A 16,394-nucleotide genomic window follows, 5' to 3' on the forward strand; every position below is an offset into this window, starting at 1 on the left:
GCCGTCACCGGCGGATGCCACCCTCCGCATGCACCTGTCAGGGTGCGGTCGGGGGATGATATCTGCCGGTGCGGAGGACAGTAGGGAACGGGGGGGTGAACCCGATACGGGGAAAACCCTTGTCGCCCCTCACGGGGCGGCGGGGGTCCGGTGAGGGGAGGTGCGACCGCGGTCGCGGGCACGGGAGTCGGCGCCCTGTCACCCGCGTACCGGGCGGCGGGAGTACGCCCGGTCGACCTGCCGCAGCACCATGTTCCGGCAGGCAGGTACGTACCTGCCCCACGGGAAAGGTACACACCTCTCCGCGGACGCCCGAGGGTGCCCCCACCACAAGGCCGCCCGGGCGAGGCGGCCCGGCCACGGCGCCGCGGCCGGGGCCGGACGTGGGACCGGACGGTCCGGTCAACGCGCCGCGGTGAGGCGGCCGTGGGGCCGGACGGCCCGGCCATGGCACCGCTGGTCATCCGGCCGTGGGGCCGGCGGCGAGCTGCGGACCCGCGTGGCCTCAGCCGAGTTCGAGCGTCGTCACCCCGTACACGCGCTCGCGTGCCACCGGTCGGACCGGACCCGTGTACATCCGGGCCGTCTCGAAGGTCGGCTCCAGACCCCGCTCCTCGGCCAGCCGCGCCGCGGCCGGATTCGACTCCGGCATGTCGACCGCGATCCGGGGCGAGCCGAACTCCCTGGCCTCGGCGGCGAGCGCGTCGAGCAGGGCCGCTGCGTCGGCCGGGGTGTCCGCGAACAGTGGCCCCACCCGCGCCTCGTCCTGCGCCGGCCTCACCACCCCGTACCCGGCGGGACGGCCGTCGACGATCCGCACCAGCGCACGATGCCCCGGCGTGGCCAGCCAGGAGCCCAGGAACCGCGGCCGGTCGGCGTGATGGCACGCGTTGTCGTACGCGGCGAGGGCGGCCGGGTCGACGGCCGCGGCGGGCACCACCCCGGTCACCGGCGCGTCGGGGACCGGGACCTCGCCCACGTAGCGCGCGGTGCGGTACGCCGTCGCGAAGCCGGAGCGCCGGTAGTTGTCCTGCTGCGCCGGCACCCCGTCGAGCCCGACGGAACGGTCACCCGCGTGCGCGAGCGCGGCCCGCCAGGTGGCCAGGCCGTGCCCGAGGCCGCGGAGCCCGGGGCGTACGAGATAGAAGCCCAGGAACGCGTACGCGTCGTCGTAGGTGACGACCGAAATGGCCGACACGGGCTCCCCGTCGACCCGGCCGAGGAAGAACCCCCGGGGGTCCTGCGCGAAGAACGGGGCGGCGTCCGAGAGCCCCGGGTTCCACCCCTCCTCGGCCGCCCAGGCGCGCACGAGCGCCCAGTCCCGCTCCGTGGCGGGGGAGACGGAGAGCGAACCGGAGGAGGCGGAGGCCATGGGGATCCCTTCAACAGCCGGGAGCGGGCGCGTACTCGATCGGGAATCCGGCGAACCGGAGCACCGCCGAGCCGGAGAACAGGGGAGGCGGGGGCAGGCGAACCGGGCGAAAGGCAGACGGAACGCCAGTGGAAAAGCGGGCAAAGCGCGCCGAGCATAGCGCCCGGCGCGACCACACCCGCCCACGGCCGATCGATTCCGGCCGCAGTCCCGGCGGCGACTCGCCGTCAGGTCCGGTCAGGCTGAGAGGTCCGGCCCGGCCGCCGGCGGAACCGGCCCGGCCGCCGGCGGAACCGGCCCGGCCTCCGGCGGAACCGGCCCGGCCGTGGCCCTCGGCGGCTCCGCTCCCGCCGCCGTCGACCTCCCCGGCCACTCCGCCCCCGGCCGCCCGGGACCCGGCGTCAGTGGACGAGACGCAGGCGCGGCCCCGCGACCGTGAGGCGCACGGTCTGGCCCCAGGTCAGCTCCAGCGCGTCCGACTCGACGCCGTCGCCGAACACCACCAGCCGGTCCGACTCGACGGTGAGGCGCAGCCCCTGACCAGGGTCGAGGAGGCCCTCGACCCGGCTCGTTCCGGTCGCCGGAGACGGCCACGCCTCGCGGACGAACCAGGCGAGCCGGGCATCCGCGGGCGCGGGCAGCGCGAGCCCGCTGGAGCGCTGCTCCCACAACGACCGCAGCCAGCCCGTGGCCCCCGTACCGGTGCCGACGAGCACCCCCGACGAGGCCTGGGCCTCCGGGGGGAGCTCCGTCGCGTCGAGGTCCAGGGTGTAACGGGCGGTCTGATGGCCGCGCGGCCCGACGTAGATCTCGTTCAGCGCGAGGAGCCGCTGCGCGTCGTCGGTGACGGCCTCCACCATCGTCAGCTCGTCGACCGTCGCCCCGGCCCCCGCCGCGTACGGCAGCAGACGCCGCGCCCGGTCCGCCCGGTGGCGGACCAGGACGCCCGGATTGCGCCCCGGATCGGCGTCGATCCCGATGACGGGCTGCCCGGTGAGGTACTTCGCCGCGTTGGCGACCAGACCGTCCTGCCCGACCACCACGACCACGTCCTCCGGCCCGAACAGGAACCGGTCCAGATCGGCGCGTTCCACCCTGGTCTGCCGCCAGGTCAGCGGCACCGCGGCCGCCACCTCGGCCAGCGCGCGGCGGGTGCGCTCGTGCCGCTCGCGCACGGCGTCGACCGAGCGGCCGCGCGCGGAGAGGAAGAACGCGGCCTGGCCGTGCGTACCGTGCCGGGCGAGCAGCTCCTCGTACTCCGTGGTCCGGTGCACGAGCACCGCGCGCGGCGCGAGGCTCACGACCGGGCCCCGCCCTCACCGAGCTTGGCAAGCAACCCCGTCAGGACGTCGGGCGAGAGCGTCAGGTGCTCGATCCGGGGCAGGTTCTCGGCGGCCCGGGACACGGCGAGGGCGTGCAGGGTGGCGGGTTCCACCTCGGCGTGCGCCCGCAGCCAGGCGGACTGCGCCCCGGCGCGCGCCTGCCCGACCTCGCGCGCCGCCTCCGCCTCGGCCTGGGCGAGGCGCACCTTCCGTACGGCCTCGGCCTCGGCCCGTACGGCGTCGGCGGCGGCGTTCTCCTCGGCCTCGCGGCGGGCGTTGGTACCGCGCTGCTCGACGAGCCGTTCCTCCTGGCGGGCCAGCTCGATCTTGCTCGCCAGCTCGTTCTCCGCGATGGCGCGCTCGCGCTCGACGGCGACCGCCCGGCGCTCGTACGTGGCCCGGTCGGCCTCCTGCTGGATCTGTTCGCGGGCGGGGGTGCGCAGGGCGCGCTCGACCTCGGGTTCGGGACGGATGGCGACCACCCGGACGGCGACGACCTCGATGCCGGTGGACGGCAGGCGGGGCTCGGCGGCGAGTCCGGCCGTGACCCGGTCCCGTACCGCAGCCACGCCGTCGACGAGCGCCTCGGCCAGTACGGTGCGGGCGAGGACGTCGAGGGCGTGCTGCTGGGCGGTCTCGGTGAGGAGCGTGGCGATCTGCTCCAGCGGGGTGCCGCGCCACGCGCCCGTGTCGGGGTCGATGGAGAAGTCGAGCCGGGTGGCGGCGGCCGCCGGGTCGCCGATCCGGTAGGTGACGGTGGACTGGACGCTGACGTCCTGGAAGTCGGCGGTCCTGGCGTGGAAGGCCATGGCCAGTTCGCGGTCGTTGACCGGGACCTCGGAGAGGGCCGCGGTGAGCGGGCGGAACCAGAAGCTCAGTCCCTCGCCGTCGTGCACGAGGCTGCCGCGGCGCTGGTGGCGGATGTGCGCGGTGGGCGCGGAGCGCAGATGGCGCCAGCCGGCCCGCCGGGTGATGTCGGCCATGAAGAGACCCCCCTTGTCGTCATGTTGACGATAGTGGGGTTCCCTGGTTGTCGTCAAGATGACGAATTCAAGGTCGTCCCAGGGGGGAGAGGGGTCTCTCGACGGTTCGCCGACCGGTTCCTCGAAGGGGCCACGACGATTCCCCGACGAGTGAGGGCCCCTCAGCCGGCCGCCGGCGCGTGCGCCTGTTCGGCGCCCGCTGCGGGCAGCTCCGGCACATGTCGTTCGGGTAGGTTCAGCTCCGGCAGGTTCAGCAGGGGCGCGACCGGTTCGGGCGTGGCCGGATCGGGCCGGACCGAACGGCGGGCGGAGAGGTCGGTCGAGCGGGGCGCGGGCACCGACCGGACGGTCCACCGGGCAGGGGTACGCGCCCGCGTGGAGCCCGTGTTCCGCTGCTCGGGCGACACCGCGGGCCGGGACGGCGCCGGGTCGGCCGGCGACCCGGGCCGGGGTGAGAGCGCGGGCGGCGTCGTGAGCCCGGGCAGGGTCGCCGCCGCAGGAGCCGGCACCGTCACCACCTCGGGGCGTGCCGCCGGAGCGGCCGTCTCGGGGGAGCCGCCCTTCGTCAGCAGCACCACACCCCGTGCCGCGACCAGCGACGCGCCGGCCGCGACCAGCCAGCCCCACGCGCCCGCGCGGAACGTCTCGCCGAGCAGAGCCACTCCTATGATCGCGGCGGCCGCCGGGTTGGAGAGGTTGACCACGGCGAGCGGTGCCGCGAGGCCGCCCCGATAGGCGGCCTGCGAGAGCAGGAGGCCGCCCGTCGCGAAGCCCGAGATCAGTACCGCGAGGAGCGCGGTCTGCCACCAGGCCGGCTTGCCGCCCGGGAGTTCGAGCGCGAACGCGGCCGTCAGCGTCTGGGTGAGCGCGGAGGCGACGCCCGAGGCGATCCCGGAGGCCGTGGCGTGCCCGAGCCCGCGAGGCGCGTGCCCCTTGGCCGTATGCCGGCCCGAGGCGAGCGCCACGATGAGGAGTGCCGTCGCCGCGGCGACGACCAGGGACTCGCGCAGGCTGAGCGCCTCGCCGGGTTCCGTGGGGCCGGTCACCGCGACCAGTCCGACCAGACCGGCCAGGGTCCACAGCGCCCCGCGCCACTCGGTGCGGGTCACCCGGCGCCGCGCCGCGTACGCCCCGAGCGGCAGCGCCGCCACGAGGGTCAGGGCGCCGAGCGGCTGGACCAGCGTCAGCGGCCCGTAGTGCAGGGCGGCCACGTGGGCGAGGGCTCCGGCGGCGTTGAGGCCGACCGCAGACCACCACTGGCTTCGGGCGAGCAGCGCGCGCAGCGCCCCGCGCCCGTCCTGGACGGGGGAGGCGGCGGCGAGCCGGGACTGGGCGACGGCGGCGAGCGCGTATCCGGCGGCGGAGACGAGCGAGAGGAGCACCGCGACGACGGTGCCGGTGGCGGGGTTCATCGGAGGGCTCCGACCGGGAGAGGGGTCGTACCGACCTGGCGGGGTACGGGTGGGGGTGCCGTCCGGTGGCCGGGGGCGCGGACGGCGAGCAGGGCGAGACCGAGCAACGCGGCGGCGGCGAGCGCGTCGAACCAGTAGTGGTTGGCGGTACCGACGATGACGAGCAGGGTGAACAGCGGGTGCAGCAGCCACAGGACCCGCCAGCGGGAGCGGGTGGCGGCGATCAGGCCGATCGCGACCATCAGGGCCCAGCCGAAGTGCAGCGAGGGCATGGCCGCGAACTGGTTGGCCATGGAGTCGGTCTCCGGCGTCGCCCCGTACACCGAGGGGCCGTAGACCCGCGCGGTGTCGACGAGCCCGCTGGCGGCGAGCATCCGGGGCGGCGCGAGCGGCATCAGCAGGTGGAGGGCGAGCGCGGCACCCGTGACGAGCGCGAGGACGCGGCGCGACCACACGTAGTGGGCGGGGCGGCGCAGATACAGCCAGACGAGGAAGGCGAGCGTGGCCGGGAAGTGCACGGCCGCGTAGTAGGTGTTCGCGGCCCGGATCAGCGGTTCGCCGTGCAGGAGCAGCTGCTGGATCGTTCCCTCGCCCGGCAGGTGGAGCGCGCGCTCGGCGTCCCAGACCCGGTCGGCGTTCCGGAAGGCGCGGGACTCGTGGCCGTTGGCGAAGAGCCGGCCGAACTTGTAGACGAGGAAGAGCGCGGTGACGAGCGCCAGCTCGCGCAGGAGGGGCGGTCTCACGGACTCGCCGCCGTCCCCCTCGCCGCTCCCGTGGCCGTCGCGTCCGGAGGGGCCGCGGGTAGGCGTCAGCCCCGATCCGGCAGGACGTGGTCCTGGTATCCCGCGTATCCCGGCAGCCATCGCGCGGCCCTCTAATCCGTCATATCGCCAACAAACGGAGTGAGCCTAGATCCGATTTCATCGAGACGCAAGCGTATCGATACGTTTGCGTCTCGATTGTGCACCCCCTACTCTCGTATGTGCAGAGACAGAGGTGTCCGGGAGGGATCGATGTCCACGTCCGCGTCCACATCAACGTCCACGTCAGCGTCCGAGGCGGAGTCCTCGCCGGCGACCTCGGCGGGGTCCGTGCCGAGGCCGGCGTCCACGGAGGCCGCCACCGCCGCCGCCCGCCGCAGCAAGATCACGCCGGAACGCGAGACGGAGCTGTACGACGCCGTGCTCTGCCTCCTGCGCGAGGGCGGATACGACTCGGTGACCATGGAGGGCGTCGCGGCCCGCACCAAGTGCGGCAAGGCCACCCTCTACCGGCAGTGGGGCACGAAGCCGCAGCTCGTCACAGCCGCGCTCGCCCAGCGCCGCTGCACCGTCTTCACCGGCATCGACACCGGCACCCTCGCCGGTGACCTGCGTGAGGCGGGCCGGATCGCCGCCTCCCACCGCGAGCGCGACGCCGAACTCATGGAGGCCGTCGCCCAGGCCTTCATCCAGCACCCCGACCTGCGCGCCGCACTCCGCGAGACCGTCATCGCCCCCGAGGTCGCGGCCATCGACGCGGTCGTGGCGCGTGCGGTCGAGCGGGGCGAGGTCGCCGCCGACAACCCCGCGATCGGCTTCGTCGCCCCCTGCTTCATGGGCATGCTCCGCATCGAGCGGCTCTTCGAGGACCGCTTCACGGACGTCTCGACCATGCGGACCTTCGTCGACGCCGTCCTCCTTCCGGCGCTGCGCGTCGAGGGGTGAGTCGCGGGCCGGTCCGTCAGGCTGGAAGCATGCCCGCAGAGCCCACACAGCCCGCGGAGCCGGCCAGGCCCGCGCAGTCCGCACCGCCCTCCCACCGTGTCCGCGTCCGCCGGATCTACGAGCCCCCGTCCCCGGACGACGGCGTACGGGTCCTCGTCGACCGGCTCTGGCCGCGCGGACTCGCCAAGACCGACGCCCACATCGACGAGTGGCCGAAGGCACTCACGCCGTCGACCGAACTCCGCCGCTGGTACCACGGAACCGAGGGCGCGTACGAGGAGTTCCGGCGGCGCTACGAGGCCGAACTCGAAGCGCCCGACGCGGCGGCGGCCCTGGACCGGCTGCGGAACCTCGCGGCGCAGGGGACGATCACCCTCCTGACGGCGGCCAAGGACCCGTCGGTGAGCCACACGTCCGTCCTGGTGCGGGAACTGGACCCGCAGGCGGGGGCGTAACCCTCAGGCCGGGTCCGTCCGCAGCCGGGGCGCCTCGGAGGCGGCGTCGACGAGGACGGGACGGGCGGCGGCCCCCGAGGCGTCGGCACGGGCGGCTCCGCCCGCTCCGGAGCCCGCGGACGTTAGGGGGCCTCCGGCCGCTCGGGCGTCCGCGGCTGTTCCGGGGCCTCCGGCCGTGTCGGAGTCCGCGGCCGTTCCTGGCCCTCCGCCCGTGTCGGCGTCTCCGGAGGCGCGGTCGGCCAATTCCCGCGCCCACGCCACGAGTCCGCCGGCGTCGATCCCGTACGCGGCGGCGGCCTCCGCGTTCCCCGGCCCGCCCGCGAGCCGTTCGGCGCCGCGGCGCAGCAGCCGCGCCCCGCCCGCCGTGTTGCCGCGGGCGGCGTGCGTCAGGCCCACGGCGAGCTGCGCCAGGCCCTGCCACAGGTCCCGCTCCGACGCGGGCCCGGACTTCCAGGCGTCCTCGAACACCTCGTGCGCGTGGAACGGCATACCGGCGTCCAGCAGCCGCTGCGCCTCGCGCAGGGTGTCCTCGGGCGTGCGGACGACACCCTCGGGCTGCCGGGGCACACCCTCGGCGCCGTACGGCAGCGGTCGGCCGAGTCCGTCGCGGGGACGCGCGCTCCGAGCCCGCCCCTCCTCGTCGCGATCCCTGCCGCGGTCACTCGCTGTCCGGTTCACCTGTCCATTGTGGCCCGCGTGGCCCCCTTCGCCGCCCAGGGCGGAGGCCAGCCGCCACCTCACCCGCGCGGTCGCCCTCCCGGCGGCGTCAGCCCTCCGGTACGAGGAGTCCCGGGCCCGTCTGGACCTCGCCCACGCGACGGGCTCGGCCGCGACCCTCGCCGGAGCAACGTCCCTGGCCACCACCTGCGGCGCGGTGACAGCCCGTGCGTCAACCCACCCTCCGGAGTGAGGTAATGTTTTCCCTGCACGCCGACGAGGGGGAAACCCCGAGGAGACGCGCATCGGGACGTGGCGCAGCTTGGTAGCGCACTTGACTGGGGGTCAAGGGGTCGCAGGTTCAAATCCTGTCGTCCCGACTTTTCGAAGTCGTAGATCGAGGGGCCGTTTCAGAGCAATCTGAAGCGGCCCTTTGATCGTTTTCGGGGACCACTCGGGGACCAACCCGCCTTGACCGCGTCAGCGGGCGGCCGCGATCGCAGTGGGCAGGGACCGGGGTGCGCGGAGCACGCTGAGGTGGGCGGTCAGTCCGCGGTGCGCGGCGGACCGTACCGCTCCCACCCGCTTGCCCAGCACCCGCGCTGCCGCAGGCCCGTCCAGCCCGACGACCACCCGCAGCAGCACCGCCTCGGCCTGGTCCCGCGGAACCGCCCCAGGTCGCGGGCTATCTCAAGCCACGCGTCGGAGGCCACGTCCTCGGCGGACTCGCCGACGAGCCCTCTCGGATATCCCAGAAGCCCGGCTGCACGATCCGGTACACGTCGGCGAACGCCTCGTCGTCACCGTTCTGCGCACGCTCCACCGCATGTCGCAGAGTGGCGTCGTCCGCCCTTAAATGATCTTCCCTTGGTCTTTCCGCGTCGCGCTGCCCAGCGCATCGCCTTGCGCGGCTGTCAGACCCGGGCCGGCGACCGTCCCCCGTGACAGCGGCAGAAGCTTCGGCCGACGCGGAACCAGCAGGAAGAGTTCGTACGCGGATTCGTCGGGGCCAAGCTCGGAGCGGTTGACCACCTTTCCGAGCGGGTTCCACGCCTGTCCGTCGGGTGTCCGGACGCCGACCGGCTGCCGGACGTCGTCGAACGCCGCTTTCACCGCCCCAAGCAATGGCGCGGCATCGCCACCCGCTACGACAAGCGCCCCGGCCGCTACCTCGTGCAGGGTCCAGCGGGTCTGTCCCCTGACTGTCGAGTCGAGGGACAGGATGGCCATGTAGGCGCACTTCAGTGCGGTCTACTCGTTCGGGAAGTGTCCCCGGGCCTTGACCGCCCACCGGATCCTGGCGTTCGCCGACTCGATCGCGTTCGTGGTGCAGACAATGCGGCGGATCTCGCTGTCGCAGCGGAGGAACGGGGTGAACTCTTCCCAGGCGTTCTCCCACAGCCTCACGATCGCCGGATACTTCTTGCCCCAGGCGTCGGCGAAATCCGCGAACCGCTCCACCGCGGCCTCCTCGGTCGCCGCGGTGTAGACGGGCCTGAGGACCTTGGCGATCTTGATCCAGCCCTGGCGGGCAGCGTAGCGGAAGGACTTCCGCAGCAGGTGGACCACACAAGTCTGGACGGTGGTGCGGGGCCAGCCGGTCTCGACGGCGTCGGGCAGGCCCTTGAGCCCGTCGCATACGAGCATCAGGACGTCGTTCGCGCCGCGGTTCTTGATCTCGGTAAGGATGTGTATCCAGTGCTTGGCACCCTCGCCGCCGTCCCCGGCCCACAAGCCCAGGATCTCGCGCCGGCCCTCGACGGCGACGGCCAAAGCCACGTAGATGGGCCGGTTGGCGACGGCGCCATCGCGGATCTCTCGTCGATCAGCCGGTCGTCCACCGACTTCGCCGGCTGCGGCTCCCCACAGACGACAACCGTCGAAACCGAGCTCCAACTGCTCCTCACCGTACTGACCAGCGCCGGCGCGTCAGCCGCCGCAGCATCGTCCAGCAACCCGGCGTGAGAGCAGATTCGGTGGGGTGCCGCTCGGTCGTCCCATGCCCGGTCGGTGACGGCGAGTCCTTCCGAGGAGAAGCCGGGTGTTCCTCTGCCCGGCGTGAACGGCCCTGTTGCCGGCACGAGTACGTGCGGAGCCCGGTGGCGAAATCAGCCGGAAGACGGCTGGTTGCCTCCGCATATCGCCGGTAGTCCAGCACTCCTGGCGCGTATGAGAATCGGGTGCATCTTCGTTGCACGGCGCCCTGCCGTCGCGCTGCTCGTGGCTCTTCAGAGGTAGCGTCCCTGTCATGGACCTTCACACCACTGTTGAACGGGCTCGACGCCTCAAGCGGCTGCACGCCGAGTACGAGCCGCTCGTGCTGCCGACCGTCTGGGATGTCTGGTCCGCGCAGACGGCGGTCGACGCCGGCTTCCTCGCGTTGACGGTCGGCAGCCATCCGCTCGCCACCTCCCGGGGAGCCGACGACCATGAGGGACAGACCTTCGAGGAGGTGCTCTCCGCTGTCGCGCCGATCGTCGCCGCCGTAGACGTCCCCGTGTCCGTGGACCTGGAGGCCGGGTACGGACAGGAGCCCGCCGATCTCATCGCCGGACTCACCGAAGTCGGCGGCGTGGGTCTCAACCTTGAGGACACTGTCCACTCGGAGGGCGGACGCGTACGCAGCACCGAGGAGCATGCGACCTTCATCGCGAACCTGCGTGCGGCGGCTGACGACGCGGGGATCCCCGTCTGGGTGAACGGGCGCACCGACCTGTTCCTGCACGCGGAGAATCCCGTCGTCGTGCTCCACGAAGCGATCGAGCGGCTGCGTGCGATGGAGCAGGCCGGTGCCGACAGCGTCTACCCGGTGGGCATTCAGGATGACGACGGCCTGCTCGCTTCGGTGGTGGATGCCGTCGCCGTTCCCGTGAACGCTACGGCGCATCCCGTCAAGCATGACATCGAGAGGTTCCGTCGCCTTGGCGTCGGCCGGATCACCTACGGTCCGTTGCTCCAGTTCGCGATGACGGATGCCATGAGGGACATGCTGGGGCCGTGGGGGTCCACGCCGGTGCTCCCCGCCCGAGGGTGAGAACCGGCGTGGCCCGGGAGCTACCAGCAGTTGTGGTGCACGACCTCGGAGACCGGACGGCGGCGTACCGGACCGAAGTTGCCCATCGGCCAGCCGACAGGTATAGCGGCGAAGGTACGCATGTCCTCAGGGATGCCGAGGGCTTGCTTCCACTCCTCCTCCAGCATCAGGTGCCAGATGGTGATGTTCGCGGCCAGGCCGAGGCCCCGGGCGGCGAGGAGGAGGTTCTGTACGCCAGGGTAGACGCAGGACCCCTCCGCCAGAGCCATGAATCGCTCCTGCGTGTCCACCATGCGCAGGCTCGCCTCCGGGCCGAGGGCCTGCGCGGAAGCGGCGTAGCCCTCTTCCGTGACCCGCGGCGCGGGGAACTGATAGCAGGGGATGACCAGCACCGGGGTCTCTGCGAAGTGATCACGCTGGTACTCGATCGCGGCGACCATCCGACCGTAGGCGGCATCGTCCATCCCGGCCGGGGCCAGCGCCCCCGTGGTGGCGAGGTAGGCATCCACGCAACGCTTCCACAGCGGAGCGAGACGATCCATGACGTCCCGGTCGGTGACGACGACGTACTCGAAGCGCTGCATGTTGCCGCCGCTGGGTCCCCAGACCGCAGCCTGGACGAGCTGCTCGACGAGCTCCTCGGATACTGGGTCGGGCTTGATGCGGCGCATGGCTCGCATGGTGGACATGGTCTCGAAGAGACGCGGATCAGGGTCCGCACCGGTGAAATCGATCATGACCGCGGAGTGTAGGCCCCCTGACCCCAGCATGAGCACCTCGCACATCACTCGTCGTGTGGCTGCCGCCGTCGCTGCGGGTGATGCACCGTTCGACCGAGCTGCGCCGCTTGTACGCCTCGGCGTCGAAGGCCGGCGGTCGGCCGCCGGCACGGCCTCGTCGCAGGCGGTGGCCGATCTGGTCGGACGGCTGGCGGATGACAGCGCGGATGCCGCGTCGGCGGAGGTGTTCTCGGATCGCGCGGGATGAGTACGCACGGTCCGCCAGGGCGGCATCGGGCCGGGTCCTCGGTCTTCCCGGTCCGCTTCGCGGAACGCGGATGGCGGCCACGACGGTCTCGAAGGCCGGAGCGTCACCCGCCTGCCCTGCGGTGACGTGGAGGACCAAGGGCCTTTGCATTGCCGTCGCTGGCGAGGTGAACCTTCGTGCTCAGGCCGTCTCGGGAGCGTCCGAGGGCATGGTCGTCGGGTTCGGCCCTGCCCGGAGCCCCATTTTTCTGGCTCCGGCGGCGTGCTGGTGGGCCCGGCGGATGGTGGAGTCCACCGACACCGTCCAGCCAATGTCGTCAGCACCCTCGACCGCTGTCAGGACCGCGGCAAGGATGCGTTCCTCCAAGTGCCTTCCACGGCCCACCTGATCAGACGTTTGTGAGCAGTCCGGAACGAGCCGAGTTCGTCCGGCAGATCCCGCCAGGGCGAGCAGGTGCGGTACTTCCAGGCGGTGGCCTCCAGGTCCGGCGGTGATCGGCCGACCGCCGACCGCGGATCGGATCGGCCGGGACATCGACGCCTGCTTGCTCGTGCAATTCCGGGGCGACATGGACGGAAGCGACGTTTTCACGCCGTACTCAGGTGCTGGGCGGATCAGCCGCTGCGGCGCAGCGGGTTCGCCCGGCTGCGCTGCCTGCCGCAGTCTGGCTGGCAGGCGGGCATCACACACATTCGTTGCCGAGCGACCCGGTACGGTGCCCGCGGGGGCTGCCACTCCGGAAGGGCGAGGCAGGTGACCTCACCCCGCCGCCCCGGAAGCGTTGTCGGATCTATCCAGGCGGCACCTGCTCGGTCTGCCCATGCAGCTGATACGGACGGAGCCGGTGCTTGTGGTCGCTGCGAGGGACGGCTAGAGGGCGACGAAACTCGGACATGAACCCAGGCGGACGGTCGGTGAGAGGGCGGCGGGGTTGATCCTGGGGGCCAGGTGGTGTCGCTTGAAGACGCGCCCCCACAACGAAGCCGGCGACCAGTACGGACACCACGATCAGTCCGATGAGAATGTGCACGAGAACCTCCGAGGACGAAGCGGACTCCTGACATCTCTACGGGGGCACCTTCTCCTGCGGATTCCCCGGATCTCGTTCATCACCTGATCGGCTCCCCGCGCGCCGGCGGGGCCCGTACCACCTCGGCGAGCAGGTCACCTCCGGAGGACATCCCGGTGGGGCATGGGCGCCTGGAGAGACGGGAAGAGACGCGCCGTCGACGATCTGCCCCGGCATCAGCCCTGGACCGAGGCCGCAGAACGCCACTGATGGTGTGTCGGCTCTGGATGACGCCGCGCACGTGCTCCAGCATCGCCACGACCGGACCACCGCGCTGTCGCGCGGGGACGGTGCTCCGGCTACCGGCTTCACTCGTCCCGCCTGAGATGGCGAACGTCGGACTTTTGTGTTCGGCTGGGGCCCGTGGGCATCACTCCGCTGCGGCCTCGTCCTGAGGGACCGATTACGGCCACCAGCATCGCGACCCCGTACTTATCCCCCGGAACTGTCCGGAGGCGACTGGTGTCCGAGAGACCGTCCACGCCTCATTGTGTTCACTGTCGAGATCACAGCGACGACGCGCCGCCTCACGACGACGTCGTCCGAGAGGCCTTCGAGGCCATCTACGACGACTGGTATCCCCGTGTGCTTCGCTGGGCCCGACGCCGTTGCATCGATCTCCACGATGCCGAGGACGTCGTCCAGCAGGTCTTCGTGGATGTCTGGTTGCACTCCGGAAGGTAGTGTCCGCGCCGCGGCGAACTCGGTCCTTGGCTCTATGGCATCACCGTCCACAAAGTCGCCGACGCGTCGGCAGCGGTGGTGCGCCGTCAGGAAGTCTTGGGCCGCCTGCTCCGAGGGCTTGCCCCGGAGAACATCGACAGCTGCGCACGTGCGGTCGACCGTCTGGGTCTCATCGGCCACATGGCGTTCTTGACGCCCGAACGCCGCGAGATCCTCTTCCTCGCGTACTACCTGGGGCTGACCCAGCCTGAGATCGCGCGGCGTCTTGATCTGCCCCTCGGCACGGTGAAGAGCCACACCAGGAGGGCGCTGCGATCACTCTCCTGTCTCGTGTCCTCACGGGCATGACGCGGCTGCCCGCCCTGGAGGACCCGCCTGCCCGAGGACATCGTTCTCGGCAGCGGCCAGAACTCGGAGACAGTCCGGCTCAGGAATTGAATCGAGCATTGCCGAAGGCTCAGGAGCAAGGCCGCAGCCCATCGCTGCCCGTGTGCTCCTACCAGCCCGACAATCGACCTGCGCGGACACCCGGGTGCCGCGCACCTGCGACAGCTCGGCGAGCTCGGCGCCGAGCGCGGTGACCTCGCTCCAGATGCGGGTTTTTGTGCCGCCGTGCGGGAGCATCGCGGAATGCCACTTCTCGGCGCCCGCTCGGGACTGCCGCCGCTGGAAGAACATGATGCCGTCGGCCCCGCGGGTCAGGTGCGTCAGACTGTTGCGACGCATCTCGCCGGGCGTCTTCGGCATTGAGGAGAGTCATCCCTGCCTCCTGGCAGTGAGACGGAGGAACAGGAACGACAGCACGAAAGTCGCCACCGCGAGCATCACTGGGACGCGCTTCCAGTCGTACGTCCGCCGTCACTCTGGGCGGCGCAGTTCTTTCACCGAGGAACGCGTCTGCCTGCTCTCGTATCCGAATACATGGCTGAAGTCGGACAGCGCCGAGGTGAAGGGGCGCGGCGGGCGATTACAGCTGCCCCGTCCGCTGGGATGCCGGTGAGGCAACGGACGTCAGCGAACGCGTGAACAGAGGAGCGGCGGTGGCCGGGACGCGGAGCGCAGCGGTCCCGCCCGCCGCGCCTCCTCGGTACAGCCGGCCGAAGCCCTCCGCGGCTGACCGCACGCGTCGACGTGGGCACGGCTCCGGCCGAGGCACGGCACTTCACCACGCACCAGACCTGGAATCTGCTGGGCTTCCTGCTGAAACGGTCGGCCTTCCCCGTCGACATCGTGTTCGGCGAGGAACCCGTCCCCGAGGCCGATGCCTGGGGCTACGAGCCGCCGCGGTACCTGACCGCCGAGCGCGTGCGGCTGGCCGCCGACAGGCTGGACCGGATGACCTACGACGAGCTGATCCGCGGCGTCGACCACGCCGAACTCGCCTCGGCCGAGGTCTATCCCCAGATCTGGGACTCGCCGACCTCGCTGGAATGGGCCGGCGACCTGTTCACCCCACTGACGGAGTTCTTCCGAGCGGCGGCCTCCGCCGGACACGCCATGGTGATCTGGCTCGACTGACCTCCCCCGGCCCGGTCGTCGAGCGACAGGCTCAGGGCTTCGGGACGGTGTTGACGTAGTCCGTGCCGGTGCGGTGGAAGCCGTCCACCGTCTCCTGGAGGTCCTTCGGGGAGACGGCCTCGTCGGCCTTGTAGTAGACCCAGTCGACCTTCATGTCCCAGATGCGGGGGCCACCGGTGAAGGGAAGGTCGATGAGCCAGTTGCTGAAATGGATGTCCATCCGCTCGCGCGGGACGTACTTGCCGGAGCTGGTGAAGAGCTTCGTACCGTCCAGGGAGTAGGTGACCTTTCCGTCCATGGCGGTGATCACCATGGTGTGCCAGCCCTCAAGGCGCCGCTCGAGGGTGTGGTGGACCCGGTCCGGCGGGTCGGCCCTGTACCAGCTGACGTTGTCGAGCTGCGGACCCACCGAACCCCAGCCGCCGTTGGGCAGGTACTCGAAGTCGAGTTCGCTGTAGTTCTCCGAGGAGTCCGAGGGAGAGATCGGGAAGAAGGTCTGGACGACGTGGTCGCCGTCGCGTCCGCTCGTGGGCTTGTCGCTGAGGTGGACCCGCGCGGCATAGGTTCCGGTGAAGAGGTTCCCGCTCGTGGTCTGCGCCTCGACCTGTGTGGTGCCCTGCTCGGTGCCGTCGGTGGAGGAGCGGAGCCGGAGGACCTTGCCCCCCTCCGCCGTCGGGTCGGCGGGGAAGGCGGCGCCGTCGGCGCTCCAGGTGTCCTTGATCCCGGGGCCGCCCCCGCCGGTACGGATCTCCCAGCCGCGCGCGGTGAGAGAGGGGTCGTCGGCGCCGGTGTAGTCGAAGTCGTCGAACAGGGTTCCCGGCGGTCCGGTGGGCGTCGGCGTCGACGAGGCGTCCCGCGCGGGCCCTGCGGCGTCGGTGCTCCCGCCGGTCGCGGGGCCGGCGGAGCACGCGGCGAGTGCGCACAGGAGGGCGGGCAGCGTGAGCGCGGTCCACGCTCGGCGACGAGAGGTGCGGCGGGGCTGGCTCACACAGGCTCCTTGGGGCGTAGAGGCGATGACTGGGCACGCCCGTTGCACGCGGATCACTCGCGGGATCGCATGAATTGAGCGGTCATCCTAGCGAAGGATTTCAGTCATCCCGCCCTGTGTTCGCGACCCGGTCATCCCAGGGCCCGGAGGTGTCGGCCGACATACCGATCCGGTTACGAGGCTCGATCGGAACATGCCAAATATGTA

At 71.8% G+C, this 16,394-nt stretch carries 14 protein-coding genes, 1 tRNA gene and 6 pseudogenes; 8 read left to right on the forward strand and 13 right to left on the reverse strand.

The genetic code is table 11. The features are described 5' to 3' along the window. Positions 1-505: 505 nt before the first annotated feature. The 5 genes from OG392_RS31480 to OG392_RS31500 form a co-directional block, all read right to left on the reverse strand. On the reverse strand, positions 506-1,372 hold the full coding sequence (locus OG392_RS31480; protein ID WP_329285069.1) for a GNAT family N-acetyltransferase: 867 nt from the start codon (positions 1,370-1,372) through the stop codon (positions 506-508). 401 nt (positions 1,373-1,773) lie between these two features. Continuing rightward, positions 1,774-2,673 (reverse strand): hypothetical protein, encoded by a 900-nt coding sequence (locus OG392_RS31485; protein WP_329285071.1) that lies wholly within the window; start codon positions 2,671-2,673, stop codon positions 1,774-1,776. Beyond that, complete coding sequence (locus OG392_RS31490; RefSeq protein ID WP_329285072.1) at positions 2,670-3,677, reverse strand: SPFH domain-containing protein; 1,008 nt, start codon at positions 3,675-3,677, stop codon at positions 2,670-2,672. The genes OG392_RS31485 and OG392_RS31490 overlap by 4 nt, the downstream gene beginning before the upstream one ends. A 161-nt stretch (positions 3,678-3,838) precedes the next feature. After that, the gene (locus tag OG392_RS31495; protein ID WP_329285074.1) at positions 3,839-5,089 is read right to left on the reverse strand and encodes a DMT family transporter; all 1,251 of its coding nucleotides are present in this window, start codon (positions 5,087-5,089) and stop codon (positions 3,839-3,841) included. Beyond that, entirely contained in the window at positions 5,086-5,901 is an 816-nt protein-coding gene (locus OG392_RS31500; RefSeq protein WP_329287579.1) for a phosphatase PAP2 family protein, read from the reverse strand. The genes OG392_RS31495 and OG392_RS31500 overlap by 4 nt, the downstream gene beginning before the upstream one ends. Before the next feature lie 279 nt (positions 5,902-6,180). On the opposite strand from OG392_RS31500, the gene OG392_RS31505 reads away from it, so the two are divergent. Next, positions 6,181-6,795: a TetR/AcrR family transcriptional regulator gene (locus OG392_RS31505; RefSeq protein ID WP_329285075.1), complete on the forward strand. Its 615-nt coding sequence runs from the start codon at positions 6,181-6,183 to the stop codon at positions 6,793-6,795. 29 nt (positions 6,796-6,824) lie between these two features. After that, entirely contained in the window at positions 6,825-7,250 is a 426-nt protein-coding gene (locus tag OG392_RS31510) for a DUF488 domain-containing protein (RefSeq protein WP_329285077.1), read from the forward strand. A gap of 213 nt (positions 7,251-7,463) precedes the next feature. Here the strand turns inward: OG392_RS31510 and OG392_RS31515 are convergent. Beyond that, positions 7,464-7,928: pseudogene (locus OG392_RS31515) on the reverse strand (DUF309 domain-containing protein); the annotation flags it as partial. A gap of 285 nt (positions 7,929-8,213) precedes the next feature. Here OG392_RS31515 and OG392_RS31520 point away from each other — a divergent pair. Then, positions 8,214-8,287 (forward strand) — tRNA-Pro (locus OG392_RS31520). A 100-nt stretch (positions 8,288-8,387) separates the two neighbouring features. On the opposite strand, the pseudogene OG392_RS31525 reads toward OG392_RS31520, so the two are convergent. Beyond that, a pseudogene (locus tag OG392_RS31525) lies at positions 8,388-8,742 on the reverse strand (sigma factor-like helix-turn-helix DNA-binding protein). Between the two features lie 248 nt (positions 8,743-8,990). On the opposite strand from OG392_RS31525, the pseudogene OG392_RS37580 reads away from it, so the two are divergent. Then, positions 8,991-9,080, forward strand: a pseudogene (locus OG392_RS37580) (IS5-like element ISRhru5 family transposase); the annotation flags it as partial. 3 nt (positions 9,081-9,083) lie between these two features. Here OG392_RS37580 and OG392_RS31535 read toward each other — a convergent pair. Continuing rightward, a pseudogene (locus OG392_RS31535) lies at positions 9,084-9,725 on the reverse strand (IS256 family transposase); the annotation flags it as partial. A 430-nt stretch (positions 9,726-10,155) separates the two neighbouring features. On the opposite strand from OG392_RS31535, the gene OG392_RS31540 reads away from it, so the two are divergent. Then, positions 10,156-10,941, forward strand: coding sequence for an isocitrate lyase/PEP mutase family protein (locus OG392_RS31540; RefSeq protein WP_329285079.1), 786 nt, complete (start codon positions 10,156-10,158; stop codon positions 10,939-10,941). Between the two features lie 20 nt (positions 10,942-10,961). Here the strand turns inward: OG392_RS31540 and OG392_RS31545 are convergent, their stop codons facing one another. The 3 genes and pseudogenes from OG392_RS31545 to OG392_RS37585 all read right to left on the reverse strand — a co-directional run. After that, positions 10,962-11,678: a nitroreductase family protein gene (locus OG392_RS31545; RefSeq protein WP_329285081.1), complete on the reverse strand. Its 717-nt coding sequence runs from the start codon at positions 11,676-11,678 to the stop codon at positions 10,962-10,964. A 76-nt stretch (positions 11,679-11,754) separates the two neighbouring features. Continuing rightward, positions 11,755-12,484: pseudogene (locus tag OG392_RS31550) on the reverse strand (IS5 family transposase); the annotation flags it as partial. A gap of 234 nt (positions 12,485-12,718) precedes the next feature. Continuing rightward, positions 12,719-12,961: pseudogene (locus tag OG392_RS37585) on the reverse strand (DUF6479 family protein); the annotation flags it as partial. Positions 12,962-13,582: 621 nt separating this feature from the next. Between OG392_RS37585 and OG392_RS37590 the strand changes: the two are divergent. Both OG392_RS37590 and OG392_RS31560 read left to right on the forward strand, forming a co-directional pair. Then, on the forward strand, positions 13,583-13,681 hold the full coding sequence (locus OG392_RS37590; protein ID WP_443055107.1) for a sigma factor: 99 nt from the start codon (positions 13,583-13,585) through the stop codon (positions 13,679-13,681). 180 nt (positions 13,682-13,861) lie between these two features. Next, complete coding sequence (locus tag OG392_RS31560) at positions 13,862-14,029, forward strand: sigma factor-like helix-turn-helix DNA-binding protein (RefSeq protein ID WP_329285085.1); 168 nt, start codon at positions 13,862-13,864, stop codon at positions 14,027-14,029. Here OG392_RS31560 and OG392_RS37595 read toward each other — a convergent pair. Then, entirely contained in the window at positions 14,018-14,428 is a 411-nt protein-coding gene (locus OG392_RS37595; RefSeq protein ID WP_443054954.1) for a beta-galactosidase, read from the reverse strand. The two genes, OG392_RS31560 and OG392_RS37595, sit on opposite strands and share 12 nt — an antisense overlap. A gap of 384 nt (positions 14,429-14,812) precedes the next feature. Between OG392_RS37595 and OG392_RS31570 the strand changes: the two genes are divergently transcribed. After that, on the forward strand, positions 14,813-15,199 hold the full coding sequence (locus OG392_RS31570) for a DUF1877 family protein (protein ID WP_329285086.1): 387 nt from the start codon (positions 14,813-14,815) through the stop codon (positions 15,197-15,199). A gap of 31 nt (positions 15,200-15,230) precedes the next feature. Here the strand turns inward: OG392_RS31570 and OG392_RS31575 are convergent, their stop codons facing one another. Beyond that, a complete protein-coding gene (locus OG392_RS31575) occupies positions 15,231-16,187 on the reverse strand; it encodes a glycoside hydrolase family 16 protein (protein ID WP_329285088.1) in 957 nt (318 codons plus the stop codon). Positions 16,188-16,394 lie beyond the last annotated feature (207 nt).

It is taken from the genome of Streptomyces sp. NBC_00691 (assembly GCF_036226665.1).
In the GTDB taxonomy this organism is placed as follows: domain Bacteria; phylum Actinomycetota; class Actinomycetes; order Streptomycetales; family Streptomycetaceae; genus Streptomyces.

Excerpts from the sequence above, each read along its gene's own strand:
- OG392_RS31480 (WP_329285069.1), bottom strand. The coding sequence starts at position 1,372 with ATGGCCTCCGCCTCCTCCGGTTCGCTCTCCGTCTCCCCCGCCACGGAG.
- OG392_RS31490 (WP_329285072.1), bottom strand. The coding sequence starts at position 3,677 with ATGGCCGACATCACCCGGCGGGCCGGCTGGCGCCATCTGCGCTCCGCG.
- OG392_RS31495 (WP_329285074.1), bottom strand. The coding sequence starts at position 5,089 with ATGAACCCCGCCACCGGCACCGTCGTCGCGGTGCTCCTCTCGCTCGTC.
- OG392_RS31510 (WP_329285077.1), top strand. The coding sequence starts at position 6,825 with ATGCCCGCAGAGCCCACACAGCCCGCGGAGCCGGCCAGGCCCGCGCAG.
- OG392_RS31540 (WP_329285079.1), top strand. The coding sequence starts at position 10,156 with ATGGACCTTCACACCACTGTTGAACGGGCTCGACGCCTCAAGCGGCTG.
- OG392_RS31545 (WP_329285081.1), bottom strand. The coding sequence starts at position 11,678 with ATGATCGATTTCACCGGTGCGGACCCTGATCCGCGTCTCTTCGAGACC.
- OG392_RS31560 (WP_329285085.1), top strand. The coding sequence starts at position 13,862 with ATGGCGTTCTTGACGCCCGAACGCCGCGAGATCCTCTTCCTCGCGTAC.
- OG392_RS37595 (WP_443054954.1), bottom strand. The coding sequence starts at position 14,428 with ATGCCGAAGACGCCCGGCGAGATGCGTCGCAACAGTCTGACGCACCTG.